Annotated in this window: 23 protein-coding genes; 19 read left to right on the forward strand and 4 right to left on the reverse strand. The window is 43.8% G+C overall.

Annotated features, from left to right (window positions below; all coding sequences use genetic code 11):
* Positions 1 to 68 precede the first annotated feature (68 nt).
* From GF401_00440 to GF401_00465, 6 genes are all read left to right on the forward strand, one after another.
* A complete protein-coding gene (locus tag GF401_00440) occupies positions 69 to 2,063 on the forward strand; it encodes a hypothetical protein (GenBank protein ID MBD3343511.1) in 1,995 nt (664 codons plus the stop codon).
* Positions 2,047 to 2,559, forward strand: a complete 513-nt coding sequence (locus GF401_00445; GenBank protein MBD3343512.1) for a hypothetical protein — start codon at positions 2,047 to 2,049, stop codon at positions 2,557 to 2,559. The genes GF401_00440 and GF401_00445 overlap by 17 nt, the downstream gene beginning before the upstream one ends.
* Positions 2,560 to 2,596: 37 nt before the next feature.
* The gene (locus GF401_00450) at positions 2,597 to 3,964 is read left to right on the forward strand and encodes a hypothetical protein (protein ID MBD3343513.1); all 1,368 of its coding nucleotides are present in this window, start codon (positions 2,597 to 2,599) and stop codon (positions 3,962 to 3,964) included.
* Between the two features lie 123 nt (positions 3,965 to 4,087).
* On the forward strand, positions 4,088 to 4,531 hold the full coding sequence (locus GF401_00455; protein ID MBD3343514.1) for a hypothetical protein: 444 nt from the start codon (positions 4,088 to 4,090) through the stop codon (positions 4,529 to 4,531).
* A gap of 458 nt (positions 4,532 to 4,989) precedes the next feature.
* Positions 4,990 to 5,778 carry a hypothetical protein gene (locus GF401_00460; GenBank protein MBD3343515.1) on the forward strand — a complete coding sequence of 263 codons (789 nt, stop codon included), beginning with the start codon at positions 4,990 to 4,992 and terminating at the stop codon, positions 5,776 to 5,778.
* Positions 5,763 to 6,272, forward strand: a complete 510-nt coding sequence (locus GF401_00465; GenBank protein ID MBD3343516.1) for a hypothetical protein — start codon at positions 5,763 to 5,765, stop codon at positions 6,270 to 6,272. Before GF401_00460 ends, GF401_00465 begins: the two co-directional genes overlap by 16 nt.
* Here the strand turns inward: GF401_00465 and GF401_00470 are convergent.
* Positions 6,193 to 6,420: a BrnT family toxin gene (locus GF401_00470; protein MBD3343517.1), complete on the reverse strand. Its 228-nt coding sequence runs from the start codon at positions 6,418 to 6,420 to the stop codon at positions 6,193 to 6,195. The two genes, GF401_00465 and GF401_00470, sit on opposite strands and share 80 nt — an antisense overlap.
* A gap of 211 nt (positions 6,421 to 6,631) precedes the next feature.
* On the opposite strand from GF401_00470, the gene GF401_00475 reads away from it, so the two are divergent.
* The 13 genes from GF401_00475 to GF401_00535 all read left to right on the forward strand — a co-directional run bounded on the left by GF401_00475 (position 6,632) and on the right by GF401_00535 (position 19,388).
* Positions 6,632 to 7,246 carry a V-type ATP synthase subunit E gene (locus GF401_00475; protein ID MBD3343518.1) on the forward strand — a complete coding sequence of 205 codons (615 nt, stop codon included), beginning with the start codon at positions 6,632 to 6,634 and terminating at the stop codon, positions 7,244 to 7,246.
* Positions 7,247 to 7,255: 9 nt separating this feature from the next.
* The gene (locus GF401_00480) at positions 7,256 to 8,092 is read left to right on the forward strand and encodes a DUF2764 family protein (GenBank protein ID MBD3343519.1); all 837 of its coding nucleotides are present in this window, start codon (positions 7,256 to 7,258) and stop codon (positions 8,090 to 8,092) included.
* A gap of 12 nt (positions 8,093 to 8,104) precedes the next feature.
* A complete protein-coding gene (locus GF401_00485; protein MBD3343520.1) occupies positions 8,105 to 9,913 on the forward strand; it encodes a V-type ATP synthase subunit A in 1,809 nt (602 codons plus the stop codon).
* Positions 9,910 to 11,229 (forward strand): V-type ATP synthase subunit B, encoded by a 1,320-nt coding sequence (locus GF401_00490; protein ID MBD3343521.1) that lies wholly within the window; start codon positions 9,910 to 9,912, stop codon positions 11,227 to 11,229. Before GF401_00485 ends, GF401_00490 begins: the two co-directional genes overlap by 4 nt.
* A gap of 105 nt (positions 11,230 to 11,334) precedes the next feature.
* Positions 11,335 to 11,937 carry a V-type ATP synthase subunit D gene (locus tag GF401_00495; GenBank protein ID MBD3343522.1) on the forward strand — a complete coding sequence of 201 codons (603 nt, stop codon included), beginning with the start codon at positions 11,335 to 11,337 and terminating at the stop codon, positions 11,935 to 11,937.
* Positions 11,934 to 13,829 carry a hypothetical protein gene (locus GF401_00500; GenBank protein MBD3343523.1) on the forward strand — a complete coding sequence of 632 codons (1,896 nt, stop codon included), beginning with the start codon at positions 11,934 to 11,936 and terminating at the stop codon, positions 13,827 to 13,829. The genes GF401_00495 and GF401_00500 overlap by 4 nt, the downstream gene beginning before the upstream one ends.
* Positions 13,830 to 13,869: 40 nt before the next feature.
* Entirely contained in the window at positions 13,870 to 14,334 is a 465-nt protein-coding gene (locus GF401_00505; GenBank protein ID MBD3343524.1) for an ATPase, read from the forward strand.
* 281 nt (positions 14,335 to 14,615) lie between these two features.
* Positions 14,616 to 14,999, forward strand: coding sequence for an STAS domain-containing protein (locus tag GF401_00510; GenBank protein MBD3343525.1), 384 nt, complete (start codon positions 14,616 to 14,618; stop codon positions 14,997 to 14,999).
* A gap of 172 nt (positions 15,000 to 15,171) precedes the next feature.
* Positions 15,172 to 15,573, forward strand: coding sequence for a response regulator (locus tag GF401_00515; protein MBD3343526.1), 402 nt, complete (start codon positions 15,172 to 15,174; stop codon positions 15,571 to 15,573).
* A 119-nt stretch (positions 15,574 to 15,692) separates the two neighbouring features.
* Positions 15,693 to 16,025, forward strand: coding sequence for a divalent cation tolerance protein CutA (locus GF401_00520; GenBank protein ID MBD3343527.1), 333 nt, complete (start codon positions 15,693 to 15,695; stop codon positions 16,023 to 16,025).
* A gap of 410 nt (positions 16,026 to 16,435) precedes the next feature.
* The gene (locus tag GF401_00525; GenBank protein ID MBD3343528.1) at positions 16,436 to 16,741 is read left to right on the forward strand and encodes a helix-turn-helix domain-containing protein; all 306 of its coding nucleotides are present in this window, start codon (positions 16,436 to 16,438) and stop codon (positions 16,739 to 16,741) included.
* Between the two features lie 64 nt (positions 16,742 to 16,805).
* Entirely contained in the window at positions 16,806 to 18,497 is a 1,692-nt protein-coding gene (murJ, locus tag GF401_00530) for a murein biosynthesis integral membrane protein MurJ (protein ID MBD3343529.1), read from the forward strand.
* 126 nt (positions 18,498 to 18,623) lie between these two features.
* Positions 18,624 to 19,388 carry a hypothetical protein gene (locus GF401_00535; GenBank protein MBD3343530.1) on the forward strand — a complete coding sequence of 255 codons (765 nt, stop codon included), beginning with the start codon at positions 18,624 to 18,626 and terminating at the stop codon, positions 19,386 to 19,388.
* Between the two features lie 80 nt (positions 19,389 to 19,468).
* Here GF401_00535 and GF401_00540 read toward each other — a convergent pair whose 3' ends face one another.
* The 3 genes from GF401_00540 to trpC all read right to left on the reverse strand — a co-directional run bounded on the left by GF401_00540 (position 19,469) and on the right by trpC (position 21,469).
* Positions 19,469 to 20,017, reverse strand: a complete 549-nt coding sequence (locus GF401_00540) for an HNH endonuclease (protein MBD3343531.1) — start codon at positions 20,015 to 20,017, stop codon at positions 19,469 to 19,471.
* A gap of 80 nt (positions 20,018 to 20,097) precedes the next feature.
* Positions 20,098 to 20,718 (reverse strand): phosphoribosylanthranilate isomerase, encoded by a 621-nt coding sequence (locus GF401_00545; protein ID MBD3343532.1) that lies wholly within the window; start codon positions 20,716 to 20,718, stop codon positions 20,098 to 20,100.
* A complete protein-coding gene (gene trpC / locus GF401_00550; protein MBD3343533.1) occupies positions 20,702 to 21,469 on the reverse strand; it encodes an indole-3-glycerol phosphate synthase TrpC in 768 nt (255 codons plus the stop codon). Before trpC ends, GF401_00545 begins: the two co-directional genes overlap by 17 nt.

Consider the following 21,469-nt stretch of genomic DNA (forward strand, 5'->3'; position numbering starts at 1 on the left):
CCACTAATGAGTTGGTGCCGATTATCCAGGTTACAGATGAGCCGCAAGGAGTGTCCGGTCCTCCGCAAATGACCGGCTATAGCATGCACGGAAGATATTTTGAAATAAGCGGCAATGTAATGGATGGTAAAACGATTTCCATGGCATTTCCTTTCAACGACAGAAAAGGCTTTGTCCCGGCGAAACGGCTGAAAGTGGACCACCATACCGGCAATTGGGGAAATGAACTGGTCATAGAAAAAGTCACGCCGGAAGCAATCTATGCTCAGGTCGGCTCGTTCTCTCCCTTTGCAATACTGGAACCCCAAAAGCAATCGGCGGTTGCTTATGTCGACGGCGCCATGGTGTATGAAGGTGAAACAGATGCGGTATCAATTGTGGACTATTCAGTAACCATTTATAATCCTCTGCAAGGCCAGGCATTTCAGCCAAAGGCTGTTTTGAATTTTACCGACGGCACTTCTTTCGAGGTGCCAATGAGAATAATCGATGGGCAGGAAGCATTACCGGATGATCATGAAAAGCTGATTGTCAGCGGCTCATGGTGGATAAGCGGTGGCAAAACCGTTGAGAATGTGACATTCTACTCTTATGAAAGACAATATCAGTTTGAAATTAACAAAACTCTCGGCGTCGGCGAGCGGCTTGTAATGGAGGGGTTCTGGATCGATGATACCAGCCCTGAAAAATGGTATTTCGTTAATAATATCGAACCCTATAACAAAGGCATGTCCCCGGCATACCACAATATCATAACCCCCGAAGGGCATGAAGGAAGAATCAATAAAGCGCTCAGCGGCTCGGCTGAACCACGATACTACTATGTCACCGATCACCTGGGCTCGACACGAGCGACTATTGACGATGAAGGCGAAAGAATCGAGCTTACCATGTTTGCCTCGTATGGAAAATATGAAAATCTTGAGCCGCTGCCGGGGAGTGTGGAAGAGGCGAGAGAGAAGTTTACCGGCAAGGAATTTGATGAGGAAGGGGAAGAGATAGCGAATGGGGTGAGTGGGATTCAGGCATATTATTTTGGTGCGAGATTTTATGATCCTGAAGTTGGTATTTGGTTAAGCACGGATCCTCAAAATCAATTCTTCACACCTTACGGTTATGCAACTAATCCTATATTTTACATTGATGAAAATGGTGAATCTTTTACTGCGTTTTTTATAGCAGCATGTATAGGTGGAGTAATAGGTGGTGGAGTTAGTGGTGGCGTTTATGCTGCAACAGCGGGTGAAAACTTTACAGCAAAGGGTTTTTGGAGTGCTGTTGGGTTAGGTGCTGTTGGGGGGGCAATTACAGGTGGTTTTGGTTCATTAGGCTCAACAGCTATAGGGAGTGCATTATATGCATCCTTGGGAAACACTATTAGTTATGGAGCTACATCCCTCTTTACAGGAAGTGAAATAACGGGTGGAGGTATAATAGCTGCAGGACTGACGGGTTTAGCAGGTGGATTAGCAGGTGCAGGTACAGAAAGATTACTTGGAGGAGCACTCAATATGCACCCTGTAGCTAATGCATTTTCTGAGATTGGGCTACGGGGTACGAGTGGCTTTTTGATAGATGCAATGGGACAATCTATTGCAAATGATGGTAAAGTCGATTGGAAACAATCTGTAATTAGTGGTGGAATTGCCGCAGGTGGGGCAACTGCTAAAGTTCTTGTGCAAGGAGCAATTGCAAATCGAAAATGGTTCTATGAACAGCTTACCGAAACAGAAAGATCAAGATTAAACACAAAATTGTCAGATTATAGCGGTAAAAATATTGATATTAGTAAAAAATATGTACCCATAAGATATGGTGGTTTGATGACAAGGCTAAAATTTGGAAGCGGCGCAGCGGGGTATACCGTTCGTGGTGGTTTTATTAAAGATCGTGGCTTAAAGGTGTATATGAGAAATTTAGGTCAACAAGTAAGGACACGAGGAAATTTGAATACTTTTATCGAAGAATTGTATCATTATTTTGTTGGGCCCGAAGAATATCGTTCAGGTAGATTTCCTGGAGGTAGAAATTTCCCAGGAGAAATTTTTGAATACAACTATTAAAGGAGTAATTGTGAAGCTTCTTTTGCTATCTGTAATATTATTGTTGTCGAGTACACAATGTGTATACAGAACAATATATTGTAGAGATGATGGAATATTTGCTCAAAAAATTGCAGAAGGTTGTTATACAATAAGTGTAGGAATGAATGCTCAAAAAATCAAATATAAAAAGAGGAATTTCCCGAATGGATTTGAATGTAATACAATAAAAAATGGAATAAAATTTAAAATGCTTGTAGATAGCTCATATATAAGAGTGAGTGAAACCGCAAGTGGTTATCAGAACTTAGAAGAATATAAAATCAGCATAATTGATTCAACTATTGCAAAAATTGATAGCGTAATTCTTCATAGAACCCAAGGTGTTGGCAAACTATTCTTAAGCCCAATAAATGATGGTAAAACTCAAATTGAATTCATTTCAAAAAACTTAAATGCGAATCATAAATTGTATCTTAAGGTAGAAAACAATAAAATCTTTATAGTGGAACCGTAAAAAATATAGGCAGTCACCCATAGGTAACCACCTGAATTTGAAAGCAAGCTATAATCAGAGAGAAGTGAAGAGAGTCGAGAGAGAAGATGGAAGAAGCAGACAAGATAGAGAAGCAGCTGAAAAAACTGAGAAAATGATGTGTAAAGAATTACGTTACAAACAGGAAAAATACAGGATGACAGGCACGCTTTCGGAATCGATAATAACAACTGTCGGATACACAAGTATCTTTCCCTTTAGCTGTCTCACTTCCCTTCGGCTCACTCAGGGCGCTGCTTTCGCCGCGAAAAGCGATGTCCCGAGCTTGTCGAGGGGAAAACCTCCCGCAATCCAGGTCCCGCACCTCCGGCTGAAAAGACCTTCCGTTCAAAAACCGCTTTTAGGCGATTTTGGGAATGAGCTTTACCACATCAAAAAGGAATTTGATCAGGAGGGAGAAGATATAGCGAATGGGGTGAGTGGGATTCAGGCATATTATTTCGGGGCGAGATACTATGATGCTGAAATAGGTTTATGGTTTTCTTGCGATAAAGCAGGGCAGTTTATTAATCCCTATGCATACAGTACAAATCCCATATTAATGGTTGATAAAGACGGGAATTTCTTTTGGTTGATTCCTGCAGTTGGTTTTACAGTAGGCTATATCAGGCATGGTGTAACGAATGATCAGTGGGGTTGGCAAGCTGTTAAGTCGGGATTATGGACGGGTGCTGCTTTCACATCGGCAGTTTATGCACCAGGAATAACAGCAGGTGCTCTTGCATTAAACCAGGGAGTTGCTAATGTAGCACAGAATAAAGCACAAGGCTTTTTCCCAAATGTTGGTCAATTTTTCATGGGAGCAGCGGAGGGTGGACTTGATTTTGTAAATATTGCAACTTTGGGATTTGCGAATAGACAAATTTCTCACGTATCTGGTACAATAAGAGGGCATGCCTACAATAGCGCACAAGGAATAACAGGTGATGAAGCTAAACTGAATATTAAAGAAGCGAGGGTTATGAATAGAACCTTTGGAAACTATTTGGGGCAGGGCTCAATTGTTAAGGCTGCTTCAGATTATGTTTGGGCTTTAGAGGGTGGCAACTACTCAATTGGGTGGGATGAAAGATACAAATATGCAAGAGCAAAAAGGTATTATGCTGAGGGGGGATATTCGAGTACCAACAGCAGATATCAAAACTATCGCAAGGCGAAAGATATTCATCCAAGCAGGATAGAGATGAGATCCAAAAATCAGGGCAAGTGGAATCCCCAGTTTGTTCACGGGCTGGGAGGAACACTTTTTGCCCATAAAGTTTGGCATGATGGTTTTGAGACATATGGGGAACCGTACGAGTCCTTTAATCTACAGGATTATTCCGATGATAGGGGCTTAGTGCAATGGTATAACAACTATTGGTAAACTGGAGAGAGCATGAAGAAACGACTTTTGATGATTTTTTGCCTATTGGGCTGTTGTTCTAATCCGAACTACATAAATTATCCTTTTACGTTCCAATTCAGGTCGGACGTAGAGGGAGTGGGTTTGTCCCAATTGCAAATAGCAATTAATGCTGAGCAGTTAAGCAGTCCATTAATAATTGATTCAACAGATTTTTTTACTTGCCCAGAGGAAAATGACACTTGTGATCGCAGAGATTATTATGAAGAAATTCAAGGCTACACCCAAAAGGTACCAATGACCTCTCATGCTTCTTATAAATATGTGATAACCGAAGCGGACGGCTCCGCAACAATGCATATTTCGTTGGTGGATTCTACTGATACACTGTTAAGTGAAACCATTTGGGCAGATCCAATTAAGAAATATACATTTTTCTTAATATACCTTGGATACAAGTATGCAGAAGATGTAAATGCAATTGCTGAATTTAATACTTGCTTTGATGGTGATCTTGCACATTATGCTTTTGAAATAAACGGAACAGTAAGTAATAATGATTCACTATATATAGTTTGGATTGAATGAAAACATAAAATGTCTGGTATAGATTCAAATGGAAGACATGTTGTATTTGTATCTATAATATGTAAAAGGATTTATATCACCCCCCTCACAAAATCTCATTCCCCCAACACTGGGAGAGAGAAGTGAAGAGAGTCGAGAGAGAAGATGAATAACAAGAGCAAGAGCAAGAGATAGAAGATGGCAGAGAGCATTGCACGAGACAAGAGTTATGCATTTGCGTTGAGGATTGTGAAGTTGTACCAATACCTTATCGAACAGAAAAAGGAATATGTCCTTTCAAAGCAGATTGTGAAGAGTTACTTAAAATCCTTGGGAGCACACAGAAAACGTTGCAGGGCAAATAAATTTTCTCTTTTCTCTTTCTTATGAACCATCCATAAAGATAGTATTCACAAAATGCCTATAAATGCTAGTTTAATTATGCTGGTTTTATTTCTATGTAGAAGGATAGTTTTGTTATGGTGTATAATTTAAAAAATTTCTCTCTAATCATTATTGTTTATGTGCTAAACGCATTCGCATTGCGAACCTCCTCCGAATCAGTTAATCCATTCAACGAATTAATGTCTCCATCAGGAGGTGTGAATCTATATTCTGGTGATGCCGCCTTTACACACCCGCTATTTACTTTGCAAGGGAGAGGTGGGCTCAATACAAATTTAATTCTGAAATATTCAAGCAACGTATACCTTAATGTGCGATGTCGTAATGATAAGGCACCTGCCGGTTGGGTTGGATTGGGTTGGCGATTAGATTTTGGATCAATACAATGCAATCATAACGGGACGGCTAATTTTCGTGATGATGAATATTACTGGATTTCTCCGGAAGGTGTAAGACAGGAAATAATTTGGGTTGAAGAGTCTGCAGGGGTATGGTCCTATTATTTAAAAGATAAACCGTATTGGAAGATTGAAAGAAAAGATCTGGACCAGACTCTAGAGGATGCTGAGGGCTGGATATTAACCTCACCGGATGGGACAAAATACAAATATGGCCAACAAGATTTTTCGAGAGAGACCTATGCAACACGCTACGTTTTCTGCTGGGTTAACACTGGGTATATTGGACAAGGGGTGCCATATTCAGATGAGATAGAATTATATGCACACCATTGGGATTTAGCAGAAATTGAGGATGTTTACGCGCGGGTGCCCTGTCCATGTGTGAAGATTTATTTTTCTTGTGACATTGATAAGAACAAGAAGCGTGTGGCACGTGCCTTTAGGCCGTGCTCTTGCGTGTGACGAAGAAGGAATGTGTGACCACCTCAGAATCTGAACAGAAATACAAAGCACTCAAGCATTACAACACTGTCGGACACGCCCACGAGCTGACATTTTGCTGCTACCACCGTTACGATTACTTCAGCGATTCAATCGCGTGTGAAATATTTCTTACCGAGTTGGAAAAATCCCGAAAAGAACATGAATTTGAACTCTGGGCCTATGTTCTGACGCCGAATCATGTGCATTTGTTAATATGGCCGCGGCAGAACACGTACGATATTTCCCGTATCCTTCTTGAGTTTCATTGTTACCGGCACGGTCTCCTGTTTTTTCAGCGATTCGGCGATGGTTCCGGGCGACGGCAGGAAATCATCGATTGCGACCGAGTTTTCGAGTTCTTCGGCGATGTCCGCCGGTGCGTTTGCGTAGCTTTTAGTCTTGCTCATAGATTTTTCTCCCTTCTCGCCAGTATCCGGCTCCGATTATCCGAACTTTGCTGCCCCGAACAATGAATCTGACCGTCAAAACCCGGTCACCGACTTTTCCGAGGCAGTAGTAACGCATCTCGACAGCCGAATGCTTCGTATTGAGACGGATTTTGCGCTTTGGATCGAGAAACGCCTGCATCGCTTCTTCAAACGAGAGGCCGTGTTTCTCGATGTTCGCAAGGTTTTTGTCTTCGTCCTATTCAAACTTCGGTAAAACACCTGTTTATACAAGATTTATTATAAATCCATTAAAAAACTGATTGACTTACTTTTTCCTCTATGAAATAATTATATTTCATTGTCTTAGCCGTTAGGGCATTTTGGGGGACAACGGACATTTAATCGTTTAGATGCCGAAAAAACTTTGCTTATGAGGTAGTATCATGAATCAAAAAATTTCTGAGTTAACAGACAAGATATACAAGGAAGGCGTTGAGAAGGGCGAAGAGGAAGCGAAGAAGATCATTGCCGACGCTAAAGAAAAGGCCGACAAAATTATTTCCGATGCAAAACAGGAAGCGGCAAAAATCGTGGTGGATGCCGAAAATCAGGCCCAGGAATTGCGCCGGAATACCGAATCGGAACTCAAGCTTTCCGGGCAGCAGGCGCTCAGTTCGATCAAGCAGCAGATTCTCGATGTTCTTTCGGATAACGTTGTAGATAAACCCATTTCCGAAACCCTCTCATCACCCCAGACAGTCAAAGAATTTCTGAAAATTATCGTGCAGAACTGGAAAGTTGCGGAGCAGGAAGCTCCTCAGATGGAGCTGCTTTTGCCCGAATCCAAACGTGAAGAAATGGAAAAGGCTTTTAAAGGCGGTTTGATCGACACCATGAAAAAGGGTATGAAAATCGATTTTTCCCGCCATATCAAAGGTGGGTTCCAGATCGGTCCCTCGGGAAACACTTTCAAGATCAGCATGACCGACGAAGATTTTGCGGAATTTTTCAAGGAATATCTCCGACCAAGAACAAAACAGTATCTCTTTGGCGAATAGAACAGTATTATGTCGCGCAGTTATTACTATCTCATTGCAAGTTTGCCGGACCTTACGATCGAAGGCAATAAAAATGTTCCCGGTTTCGCGGAATTTATCGATGATGTCATTCCTCAGGTACATCCCTCCGATGCCGGTCCTCTGAAAACATTGCGGCTCCCTGTGGATAATCGCAATCTCATTGCGATTCTTGAAAAGAAGGATACCTTTGAGGAGGGGGGCAATTTTTCAAAAGAGGAACTTGAAGAAGAGATCAAGGTTCCATCGGAAGCGCCGGGGTATATGCAGATCTTTCTTGAAGCCCATAAGGAAGGCAAGGCGCTTTTTACCGGGTTTTCTTCGGAGGACCAGCTTACCTGGCTGTTTTACGATGCAATGACCCGTCATGAGAATGAGTTTATCAGAGAATGGTTTACCTTCGACATGAACATGCGCAATGTGCTGGCCGGATTCAATTGCCGTGATGCTGCAAAGCACGAAAAAGAGACGCCCTTCCCACTTACCACCACAATTCTGGGGCGCAACGATGTTGCCGAGCTTGTCTTGAAAAGTAACGCGCCCGATTTTTCGGTGGCCTCCATGTTTCCCCAGGTTGAACGTTTGCTGTCCCTTGACAACAGCGATCTTGTCGAATACGAGAAGGGTGTCGACACCCTCCGGTGGGATTTCTGCAATGAATTAACGACTTTTACGTATTTCCAGATAGAAACAATGTGTGCATTTTGTATAAAACTGGGAATTGTTGAACGGTGGATGCAGCTCGATCCGCAGGAAGGCAAAAAGAAGCTGGATCGTCTTGTTGACGAACTTGTGTCCGGATTTCAATTCTCAGAAGATTTTCAATAAGCGGAGGCGATAATGAGCACCAAGGGAAAAGTCGTCGGTATCGTATCCAACCTCGTTACCATTGAAGTTGACGGTCCGGTCGGGCAGAACGAAATCTGCTATATCGACCTGAAGGGCGTCAACCTCATGTCCGAGGTGATCAAGATTACCGGCAATAAAGCATTTGTACAGGTATTCGAGAGCACCCGCGGCCTTTATGTGGGATGTGAAGCCGAGTTTACCGGAAGAATGCTTGAAGTGGTTATGGGACCGGGGATGCTCTCGAGAAACTATGACGGCTTGCAGAACGATCTGAATAAAATGGCCGATGTATTCCTGAAACGGGGAGAATACACAGCGCCGATCGATACCGGAAAGAAATGGGATTTCAAGCCCCTTGGCAAGGAGGGTGATGAAGTCAGTGCCGGTGAATGGATCGGCGAGGTCCAGGAAGGCTGGATCGCTCATAAAATCATGGTCCCCTTTACTTTCAAGGGTATCGGCAAGCTCAAGTCGATTGTTTCCCAGGGAGAATATACGGTCGAGGACACGATCGCGGTTGCGGTTGATGAAGACGGCAATGAGCAGAAGTTGACCATGACCATGCGGTGGCCGGTGAAAGTTGAAGTGAGTGCCTATAAAGAGAAGCCCCGTCCATTCAAGGTCATGGAGACCGGCGTACGGACGATCGATACGCTCAATCCCATGATGGAAGGCGGGACCGGTTTTATCCCCGGACCTTTCGGATGCGGCAAAACGGTGCTTCAGCATTTGATCTCAAAATATGCCGAAGCCGATCTGATTGTGCTCGTTGCCTGTGGTGAGCGTGCCAACGAGGTGGTTGAAATCTTTACTGAGTTTCCCGAACTCGACGACCCCAGAACCGGCAGAAAACTGATGGAGCGTACTATTATAATATGTAATACATCGAACATGCCGGTCGCGGCCCGTGAGGCTTCGGTCTATACGGGGATGACAATCGCCGAGTATTACCGCATGATGGGCCTGAAGGTGTTGCTTCTTGCCGACTCGACCTCACGGTGGGCCCAGGCGCTGCGTGAGATGTCAAACCGTATGGAAGAACTTCCCGGACCGGACGCTTTCCCCATGGACCTTCCTGCAATCGTCTCGAGTTTCTATTCCCGCGCCGGATTTGTGTACCTCAATAACGGACAGAGCGGATCGATTACCTTTATCGGAACGGTCAGCCCTGCCGGAGGTAACTTAAAAGAACCGGTTACCGAGTCGACCAAAAAAGCGGCCCGGGCATTCTATGCCCTTGCTCAGCCCCGCGCCGACAGTAAGCGGTATCCCGCAATCGATCCTGTCGACAGCTACTCCAAGTATCTGGAGTATCAGGAAGTTATCGACTACATGGATAAGCATCTTGAAAAAGGATGGATCAACAAAGTACTGAAGCTGAAAGATATTCTTCTCAGAGGAAAAGAGGCGCAGGATCAGATCAATATTCTTGGTGATGACGGCGTTCCTATCGAGTATCATATCCTGTTCAACAAATCGGAACTCATCGATTTCATTATCCTTCAGCAGGACGGATTCGACAAGGTCGATGCATCGACACCCATTGGGCGTCAGCAATATGTGGCAAACAAGATTCTCGATATCTGCGACAGCTCCTTTGATTTTGAGAATTTTGAAAATGTCACCACCTATTTCAAAAAAGTAATCAATATTATGAAACAGATGAATTATCAGGAATTCCAGAACGAGAAATTCAAAGAACTGGAAAAAGAGCTGGATGAGCTGCTTGCAAAACGGCAGGTAGATGAGAGCGGGGAACAAGCGGAACCCGCGCTTGCCGAGAAGGAGGGAGAGCAATGAAGACGAAGGCTTTTCAGAAGATATACACAAAAATCGAAAATATCACCAAGGCGACCTGTACGGTTGAAGCCGAGGGGATTACCAACGAAGAGATGGCCTATGTGGACAACCGTCCGGCCCAGGTGGTGAAAATCAACGGAAAATTCATTACCCTTCAGATTTTCCCCGGCACCCAGGGCATTGCCACCAATGCCGAGGTTGTTTTTACCGGCAAGCCGCCTACAATCAAGGTGAGCGATGAATTGCGGGGACGGTTTTTCAATGCCTACGGCAAGCCTATCGACGGTGGTCCTGAGGTAGATGGTGATGAACGGGAAATCGGCGGGCCGTCGGTTAACCCGGTGCGGAGAAAACAGCCCTCGGAGCTGATCGCTACCGGTATCGCCGGTATCGACCTGAATAATACTCTTGTGACCGGGCAGAAGATTCCTTTCTTTGCCGATCCCGACCAGCCTTTTAATCAGGTTATGGCCGATGTTGCCTTGCGGGCAAAGGCGGATGTTATCATTCTTGGCGGAATGGGAATGTCCAATGATGATTACCTTTATTACAAGAGCGTTTTCGACAACGCCGGTGCCCTTGACCGTATTATTTCGTTCATGAACACCACCGAAGATCCGCCGGTGGAACGTCTTCTGGTGCCCGATATGTGTCTCACCGCGGCCGAATACTTTGCAACCGAAAAAAATTACAAAGTGCTCACGCTGCTGACCGATATGACACTCTTCGCCGATGCGCTCAGTATCGTGTCGAACCGTATGGACCAGATACCATCAAAGGACAGTATGCCGGGATCACTCTATTCCGATCTGGCGAAAATTTACGAAAAGGCGGTGCAGTTCCCGGATGGCGGCTCGATCACGATTATCGCGGTCACCACTCTCAGCGGCGGCGATATCACCCATGCCATTCCCGATAATACAGGATATATTACTGAGGGACAGTTGTTTTTGCGGCGGGATACCGATATCGGTAAGGTTATTGTGGACCCTTTCCGGAGTCTGTCGCGGCTGAAACAGCTTGTTATCGGCAAGAAAACCAGAGAAGACCATCCGCAGGTCATGAACGCCTGTGTCCGTCTCTTTGCCGATGCCGCCAATGCAAAGACAAAGCTTGAAAACGGTTTCGATCTCACCGATTATGACAAACGGTGTCTGGATTATGCAAAGGATTATTCCAAAGAATTGCTTGCTATCGATATTAATGTGGATGTTGATACAATGCTTGATACCGGATGGGAACTCTTTTCGAAATACTTCTCCAAAGAAGAAGTTGGTCTTAAGCAGGAGATGGTAGACAAGTACTGGAAAAATTAAAGAAAATTGGAGTTATGGAGTAATGGAGTGATTATTTGAATGTGCCGGTACTCCAGCACTCCACTATTCAATAGTCCATTTTTCCCATTTCATACGGATTCATAGATGGCAATAAAATTTCAATACAACAAGACATCGCTTCAGCAATTACAAAAGGAGTTGAAGGTTCGGCTTAATGCATTGCCGACCCTTCAGGCAAAGGAATCGGCGCTTCGGCTGGAAGTTAAGAAGGCCAAAGCCGAAGTGACTGAGATCGAAGAAAGGCTTGAGAAAAATGCCAAACAGATCGCTCCCACCCATCGTTTATGGGTAGAGTTCCCCGACCGTCTCATATCCATAACCGATGTTTCGCTTGATATTAAAAAGATAGCGGGGGTAAAGACGCCCATATTCAACGATGTGAAATTTGAGGTGGAACGGCTGAGTCTTTTCCTGCAGCCCTGGTGGATCCCGAGTGGACTCGAGCTTCTCAAGGATATTGCCCGGTTGAAAATTGAAAAAGAGGTTGTTCTTAAAAAAGTCGATATTCTTGAGTATGCCCGAAAAAAAACGACCCAGAAGGTGAACCTTTACGAAAAGGTGCAGATTCCCAGCTATGAGGAAGCGATTTTAAAAATCAAACGTTTTCTGGAAGACGAAGAGAATCTGGCAAAGTCGTCACAAAAAATCCTGAAAAACAAAATCGCGGCAACGGAGGCGACGGCATGATTGTTCCAATGAAAAAATTATCCCTCTTGCTTTACCATAAAGAAAAAGAGACCTTTCTTACGTCGTTGCAGGACCTTGGTGTTGTCCATGTGGTTGTCAATCCGGAAGCATCGTCGGAGATACTGGCGGAAAAGCAACTGGTGATCAAGGATGCCGAACGGGTTTTTCGGGCGCTCAAGCACCATGGGGCGGCCGAGAATGTTTCGCTTCCTCAGGCAAAGGACCTTTCGGCAGGGGAAGTCATTTCCCGCTTTGAAAAACTGGAAAATGAACGGGATACGGTCGACTCCCGGATACAGGCCATGAGGAAAAATATCACTGCACTCGAACCCTGGGGAGATTTCGATCCCGATTCGATCGGGAAGCTTACCGATCGGGATATTATTCTCCGGTTTTATGAATGTAACGAAAAGAAATTCGAAGAAATAAAAAGCGGCATTCCTTCCATGGAAGTCGTTTCACGCGGGGGAAGTACTGTTTACTTTCTGGTTATTGGCCGTGGAAAAGTCGAGTCCGTTGATGCCGATGAAGTACTGCTTCCGTCCATGTCGCTGACCAATGCACAGAAACAGCTTGAGAACCTGGAGCAGGAAAAAAGCAAAATCCATGATTCGTTCAATAAATTGACCGCCTATACCGATGTTTTATCTTCTTTTCTGGCCAAACAGCAGTGCGGTCGCGATCTTGAGGCTGCCAGAATCAGTATGGAAGGTTCGGTTGAGGGACGGGTTGTATCATTGAACGGATGGGTCCCCCACGATAAAGAGAAAAATGTTGCCGAATTTCTGAATGATTTTCCGGCGTGGTACACTTTTGAGAATCCTTCTCCGGATGATACCATTCCGGTCAAATTGACTAACGGAAAATTTTCCATGCTCTTCGAGCCGATTGCAAAGATGCGGTCGTTACCCGATTATTTCGAACTCGATCCCACGCCCTTTTTTGCGCCCTTTTTTGCCCTCTTTTTCGGTCTCTGTTTTGCCGATGTCGGGTATGGTGCTATACTGGCAACGCTGGGATTTATCGCTTCACGGAAAGTACCGGTAAAATTCAAACGCTATACCACGCTCGTAACCATTCTGGGTGTTTTTGCTATTATCTGCGGTATGTTTCTCAATACCTTTTTCGGTCATCCGATATTTTCCGTCCCTGGTTATGAAAATGCCTTTTTTGAATCGGGAGCCTTTTTAGCGCCCCTCAGTGCGGTGAAGACGGAAACCGGCACCTATTTCCCGGCCATTCCCCTCTCTCTCTATGTGGGGATTCTGCAACTTCTTATCGGTATGGGCATGCGGGCCTATAACAGGGCTCATTATGGAACGATAGTGCATGCAATCGATCCTGTCGCGACGATGACCATGACCATTGGCGTAACGATCTTTTTGGTAAAAATAAATTTCATGGAGCTTCAAACGTTTTCCCTCTGGGCTTTTCCCCTGGGTCAAATGATTGCATTGCTTCCCAAGAATATCGAATGGATTATTGCCGGTTCCGGCCTGGCGCTTCTGATGTTTTTTAATAATCCCGAAAAAGGACTCGGGCTTCGGCTGCCGCTCGGGATATACAGTTTATACAATTTTGCCACCGGGATTATGGGAGACGGTCTTTCCTATTTGCGATTGTTTGCCCTAGGACTTGCCGGCGGACTTTTAGGCGCTGCTTTCAATCAGATCGCTTTTATGCTCGTTATGAAAGACGGTGCTGTACAGCTCGCTTCTCCAATGATAATATTTACAATTCTTATTCTGATCGCCGGACATGGCATTAATTTTGTGCTGGCGCTTATCGGATGTTTTGTTCATCCTTTGCGTTTGACATTTGTGGAATTTTACAAAAATGTCGATTTTAAAGGCGGTGCGCCCGAATATTCACCTTTAGCGAATTTACAATGATATATTCCAACGGAAACCCAGTTTTGAAGGAGGCTTAGCAATGGATTGGGGCAGTATTTTTTCAATGATCGGTCTTGGCATTATGGTTGGACTTGCAGGCAGTGGCTCTGCAATCGGGACAGTGAGTGGCGGGTCGGCGGTAGTCGGCATGCTGAAGAAACGTCCGGAAGCATTTGGGCTGGGCATGGGTCTTGCCGCAATGCCGGCTACACAGGGTCTCTATGGCTTTGTCGGTTTTATCATGTACAATCAGGCGCTGATCGGCATGGGAGGATCGGTTTCGATTCTTCAGGGTGCGGTTGTTTTAGGCGCAGGCGTTGCACTCGGTATTGCCGGCCTTATTTCAGGCATACAACAGGGTAGAGTGGTCGCCAATGGAATTGCCGCTATTGGAAGCGGGCACAATGTTTTCGGTCAGACACTGATTATGGGTGCTTTTCCTGAATTCTATGCTATCCTTGCCCTCGTCGCTGCAATTCTCATGCAGGGTTTGCTCAATTTATAACAAAGTGATACAATTAGAATGCAGGATATTAGAGTAATGAAGTAATCCCGATACAAAAGGGATGAGTGGAGTGGAAGAATGAAGGACATGGCATTGTGTTAAATCTTGCCAACTCGAATGCCGAACAGAAATGAGGCGCCGGTCTTTATCCTTTATGCTGATACTTCACTACTTCATATACATCAGGCAACAGTTCCGGTTTAAGCAGTAACCGTTCCTGAGATTATTTATGGAATTCAACCAGGCGCCTCTCAATCTCTTCAGGAAGCGAGGAGTTCTGAATGGCAGATAGGCCTGAAGATGGCAAAATCACTATGGAAGGGTTCAGTGATTTTGCTATTGAGAAAAAAGATGGGGACCTCTGGATTACCCTTCCCGACTCCATCAATATGGATAATTATCAGCAGATAGAATCCCGTGTCGAATCCATCCTGAATGCTGATATCGGAAGAGTCATTATTGATCTCGGAAAAACAAAAAACATGTACAGTGCGGGCTTTGGGCTTATCGTTCGCCTCAAAAAACGAATTGATGACTGTAAGGGCACACTGTATCTTGTTAACGTGTCACCAAAGACCGCAGAGGGCCTTCATGGCGTAGGGCTCGACAGAATAATGCGCGTTTATGAGCAAGGAAAAAGTCCGGATTTTAGCAAGGATGAATGATATGCGCAAAGCGTGGACAATATTTACGAGATATATTTTCAGGCTCTAATGCGGCGTATATACCAGTTTTCTAAAATGTTTTACCCCGAAACAGGCGTGATAACTCTGCTTTTCCGTAACCCGCAAAAAAAATTATTGACGATATTATCCCTTTGCTGTACAATATATCACTATGAACTGCAAGATTGTCAAAGGGAGCAACATTAATATGGGAAAACCTCTTGAAATCATTGTTGTTGATGATGAGGTTCAGATTACCGAGCTCATTGAACTTTTCATGAAATCATCCGGCAAAGAGTCCAATATACATTCATTTAACGACTCGGTTGCTGCTCGTGAATACATCAGAAATAACAATGATAGCATCGATGTTGTGATTACCGATTACAAAATGCCCCGGGTAAACGGTCTCGAGCTTCTTTCGGTTGTATCAAAAAAAGCGAAAAAAATACTCATTTCAGGCTTTGTCTCCGAGATTGCAGAAGATAAGCTCAATTCACTCAAGGCGACTTTCTTTGAAAAACCGGTTCCTATGAACCAGTTAAAAAAAGTCGTTTTTGACCACCACGCCTGAACCCTGCATATATACTTGCTCAATACCTTTTTGCTGAGAACGGTAGAGTATATTTTCATACCTCTGTATTTATTTATATCGACAAATAATTATTGACCTTAAAAAAAACAGGAGCGGTTATGGCGGACAATTCCATTTGCATGGTATACATTACCACAAAGGATAAAGCAGAGGCCCGGGCGGTCGGTAAAGTTCTTGTGGAAGAGCATTATGCAGCATGTGCAAATATAATTGACGGTATGCATTCACTGTTTTTCTGGGAAGGGGTGCTGGAAGATGATTCTGAAACTGTGCTTATTGTCAAAACTCAAACCTGTCTCGTGGATAAATTGACCGAAAGGGTGAAGACTATACACAGCTACGATGTTCCCTGTGTCGTAGCACTCCCGATTACAGGTGGCAATCCCGATTACATACAATGGGTATGTAAAGAAACCGCTGCTGCATTGTAAAACATCGGAAATGATACCCGGCACCATTTCCCTCCTTTGCAGGCAATACCACCGCCAACAGGCCTTCCAAAATCTTCATGGCAATCGGGCATGAGTGCAATATGCCCGAACCCAAAGGGGAGCAGGATACGATTTATTGCCTGTAGATATGCTCCCGGTTCAACAAAATAAAGGCTGAATCAGGGGTGAATTTATTGTTTTTGGTGCTTTCATTTGCAATAAATAGTATTATATAAGGAGATAAATAGTGCCTATTTTGCTGAAAATCGCAGAACTATTAGGGAAAAATGGGGTTTTTTAAATTATTTGAAGAAAAAAGCTTGCATTGGGATTGACACAGTGTTATTTTAAATGTTGGTCTTTCAGTAAAGTCTCACCTATCAACACTTAAAAGAAGGAGTAATTCAATCATGGCCAGAATTACTAAGACAGAGCTGATCAGGTTGCAAAAGAAGCTGAAAACCGATGCTGCAATTGGAGAGCAGTTCGGTATCACGCGACAGGCAGTTCATCAGTTAAGAAAGAAGTACGGCATTGAATCGGTTATTGCCAAAAATGCCGAACGAAACAAAAAGATTGTCGAGATGTACAAAGCCGGCAAATCTGGTACTGCTATTGCAAAGAAATTCAAGCTTTCGGTATCGCAGACCTATCGCATTATTAATGAATCCAAAAAGAAAAAGCCTGCCAAGAAAAAAACCAAAAAAGGTAAATAAACCAGCTGGTTTAAACTAAATTTTTCAAAGAGGGGTTCATGATTTATTATCATGAGCCCCTTTTATGTATTTTCTCATTTCTTTCTCTTTTCCAGGAAAGAGCTTTATGAGTGTCTCAGGTTCTTCAACCTCCGGAAACGATTTAAAAAAGTCGATTGCCATTGCCGCGGTTATCATGGCCGGCTCGGTTATGCTCAGCCGGATATTGGGCCTGGTACGGGAAATGGTAATTGCCGATTTTGGCGGTATCAGTTCTGAGATCGACGCATATGTTGCTGCGTTTCTCATTCCCGAATTTTTAAATCATCTCCTGGCGGGTGGTTTCTTATCAATTACCTTTATCCCCATTTTTCAACGGTATATTATTGAAGGCCGGGATGAAGAAGCCTGGGATACATTTTCGAATTTATTAACGGTTGGTACAATTATTCTCACCATTCTTGTCGGTTTTGCAGTTATATGCACCGACAATTTTCTCTGGCTTATAGAATGGCTTAAAAGAATTTTCGGTACAAGCCAGTCGACTATGCGGAATGAAGAATGGATTTCATTAACCGTCCGTCTTACCCGGATTATTCTTCCCGCACAGCTTTTACTTTATTGTGGTTCTTTTTTAATGGCAGTACAGTATGCCTATAAGCAGTTTCTTATTCCTGCTTTGCTCCCTATCTGCTATAACGGTGGAATTATCCTGGGAGGAATTGTACTTGGTAAATGGTTTAACATGGGAATTGAAGGCTTCGCCTGGGGAGTGCTGGGAGGCGCCTTTGTTGGAGCAATTGTTATCCAATTGCCGGGTGCTCTTAAAATCGGTATGCGGTATAATCTTCGTTTTAATATACTCGACCCCAATCTCAAGAAGTTTGTTCTTTTGTCTTTGCCTTTTATTATCGGGATGAGTATGACATTTTCGAACGAATTTATTTTTCGATTCTTCGGCTTAATGCTGGAAAAGGGTTCGCTGGCCGGATTGAACTACGCTTTCAGGTTTATGATGATCATTGTGGGAGTTTTTGGGCAAGCCTTTGCTCAGGCCACCTATCCATTCATGACCCAACTGGCAGCCGAACAAAAAATTAAAGAAATGAATAAACTGGCATCATCGGTAATTAAAAAGACCGCCGGCCTGGCTATTCCCTTTTCTGCTGTAATATTTGTTCTGGCGGATATAATTATCATCATTTTATTCCAGAGAGGACATTTTACCGCTGCGGCGACCGAAATTACTGCGCCTGCACTCAGCTTTTATATCATCGGTGCCTTCGCCGTGGCTTGCAGTACAGTGGTGATACGATGTTTTTTTGCTGTCCAGAATACGCTTTTCCCCATGATAATCAGCACCGTACTGGTTGTCGGTTTTCTGCCGCTGTACTGGGTGGCTATTCAACCCTTGAATCTTGATTATCTGGGTATACCGATAGTGGCGGCCCTATCGATGCTTTTTCAATTTGTATTACTCTATTTTCTCTGGAGCAAAGAGAATGGAGACTTGAGTAATTTCAGGCGGAGCATGATATCAGTTTTGCAAATGACTCTCATTGCAGTATGTTCTGCCGGTATTTGCTATGGTATCCGAATCGCTTTGGAGCCCTTTGTAAACGACCTGCATCACTTGCTTTCAGGGATAATCATTCTGATTGGAGCAGGTGTACCTGCACTTCTCTTTTCCTTCTATATAATGCAAATCACCGGCATTCAAGACTTACGGGAAATTTACATTTCTCTCTTTAGCCGAAGAAAAGTACCGTCCCGGTAAAATTTGCTATCCTGCATAAAAATTTTTTTTCATTGACCCTCCTGTCACGTTTAGTTACAATTAATGGTAAATCAGTCCGGATAATTGCCGCCAACTATTATATCCACAAAACCTGAAGGAGGGCGTATGCGTTTTATTACCGGTTGCTTTCTGATAGCGGCCATGGTTTTCTCCGTTTCTGCACAGGACGGGATTTACGGGTCATTTCTGGTCGGGCAGAAGTTTATCGATTTGGATCCGCTCAACGATGTTATAAAGGATGTATGGGGCTATGATGGCAATGAGTTCCCCAATAATCGCTGGACATTTGGTGGTGAAGGACATCTTATTCTGGCAAAAAGACTAGTTTTGGGTGGAAGAGCATTTGGGATTTTTGATAATAGACCATGGGAACAAAAGGCTGATCCTACAAAACCTGATTTTATAAAGTTAACCGCAGGTATGGGGGTAGCAAATATTGGCTTCAATCTCTTGCCCGAAAATCGTTTTGGGATGCGCTTATACCCGATGGTTGGTGCCGGCGTTTCATCATTTATCTTCCAAGCAAAAACATATATCGACAATACAATTAGTACAGAAGATAATTTTAATGATATTCTGCTTAATAATAATGATTATATGATAACCTTGGGCAAAATAGGGTTTATTACCGATATTTCAGCGGGATTCGACTGGTATAAACCTTTTAAAAACTTTTTTACCATTATCCCCGGCCTTGACTTTGGGCTTATGTTTCATTTTGAAGCTGGATACTCATTCCTTCCGATCAATCTGCAATGGCGTAGGGATATCGATCTTGGTGGAGAAGGTCAAATTTATGATGGTCCCGACCTGCAATTCAGCGGTCTGTATCTTAATGCAGGTTTCGGGCTGGGATTGACCCCTCGATAATAACCTTGATCGCTGCTTCGGAGAATGAAAGAGCTTTCGGTTCATACCGGGAGTTCTTTTTTAATTTAACCTGGAGCGTTCTAATCTTCCAGAATGATATTCCAGTAGATATAATCTTCCCACGATTCATGGGGGATTTCCGCGGCGACACGGCTGACCAGATTGGCGGGCGCGGCTTTATCGAGTTGAGGGGCAAAGGGGTTCCGCAGGAGCGTCATACCAGAGGCGCTTACATACCGGCCTCCTTTACGTGTATTGCAACGCATACAGCTGACCACGACATTTGTCCACGTGCTTTTACCGCCCCGGCATTTTGGTATTACATGATCGAACGTAAAATTTGCCAGACTCACCTTTTTTCCACAATACATGCAGTGACCATTGTCTCTGATATAGACATTCCTCCGGCTGAATGGAAGAATGCGGACAAAGCGGCGAGGCATGTAATCGGTTTTGAGGCATTGGATGACTGCCGGTGCCTTAATAGAAAAACTGATGGAATGTATCAATTTGTCTTCATACTCGGCAAGAATTATCGCTTTTTCGGCATAATAAAGTGTTACCGCCCGTTGCCATGAAACAATAGATACAGGAATACCTGCTGTATTTAATACTAAAGATTCCAACATATCGTTACGCTGCCGGTTACTGGAGTAATATATATATATGTAAATTACTTGATAGAAAAACAAGACGCCAAATGAAGTTTCTATTTCCAGTTTTTCACAATACCGATTGTATCCTTGAGTTTTTTCGGATTTTTGATTCCCGGTTTTATTTCAACGCCGCTGTTGACATCAACAGCATAGGGCATTACATTTTCCAGTGCTTCAGCGATATTTGTCGGCCCCAGGCCACCGGCAAGAATGATATTGGGATATTTTCTACAGGTTTTTTCTGCTATCGCCCAGTCGAATGTTTTTCCGGTGCCGCCTCGGAGAGTTTTATCCCAGGTATCCAGAAGAAAACCCGAAACATCATATTTCTCAAGGAGTGTGATATCGGCATTGGAATCGATTGAGAACGCTTTAATGACCGGGAGAGGAAAATATTTGCAGAATTCAGGAGGTTCAGTCCCGTGGAGTTGTATTGTATCGATACCCGATTCCTGCGTAATGGCCATGATCGTTTCGGCAGGCTCGTTAACAAAAACTCCAACTTTGGAAATCAGCGGGGGAAGTTTGGTGATAATTTCTTTTGCCGCGACGGGCGAAATGTAGCGAGGACTTTTGGGATAAAAAATGAATCCCAATGCATCAGCACCGAGACTTGCAGCAATACGGGCGTCTTCGTATTGCGTTATACCACAGATTTTAATTCTTACCGACATTGTTGAGTTCATCCAGTAATTGCACCGGATTATCAGCTCGCATGAGCGATTCTCCGACTAATATACCTTTTACTCCTGCATTATAGACGCGTTGAGCATGTTCCTGTGTAAAAATACCGCTTTCGGAGATAACGGTCACCTTTGAGGGAATATACTTCATTATTGTTACCGATGTATTGATATCAACTGAAAATGTTGTAAGATCACGATTATTGATACCAATCAGTGATGGCTCCGCTTTCATCACCCGATCCAGTTCATCAATTGCATGTATCTCGATCAGTGGTTCGATATTAAATTCCAGAGCCGCACTGTGCAACTCCTCAAGCTGGGTATCCGAAAGAGCTGCGGCGATAAGAAGCATGGCATCGGCATTGTGTGCGGCGGTCTGTTTGACCTGAATCGGGTCGATTATGAAATCTTTTCTTAAAACCGGTAGTGCCACGCTGTTCCGGATAGCAACGAGATAGTCGAGAGAACCCTGAAAGTATTGTTCATCAGTAAGGACCGAGATCGCTGCTGCGTTGCCCTTTTCATAGGTTTTCGCAATCGATACCGGTTCAAAATCCTTTTTTATGACTCCCCTCGACGGGGATGCCTTTTTTACTTCGGCAATAATCCCCACATGATTACAATTATTCAGACTTCCCAGAAGGGAACGGCAATGGGCTGTTCTGCCGGTAAAACTATCGTGCTGTTTTTGAAGCCGGCGGACTTCATCTTTTTTTGTTTCGATTATTTTTTCGAGGAT

It is taken from the genome of Chitinivibrionales bacterium (assembly GCA_014728215.1).
Classification (GTDB): domain Bacteria; phylum Fibrobacterota; class Chitinivibrionia; order Chitinivibrionales; family WJKA01; genus WJKA01.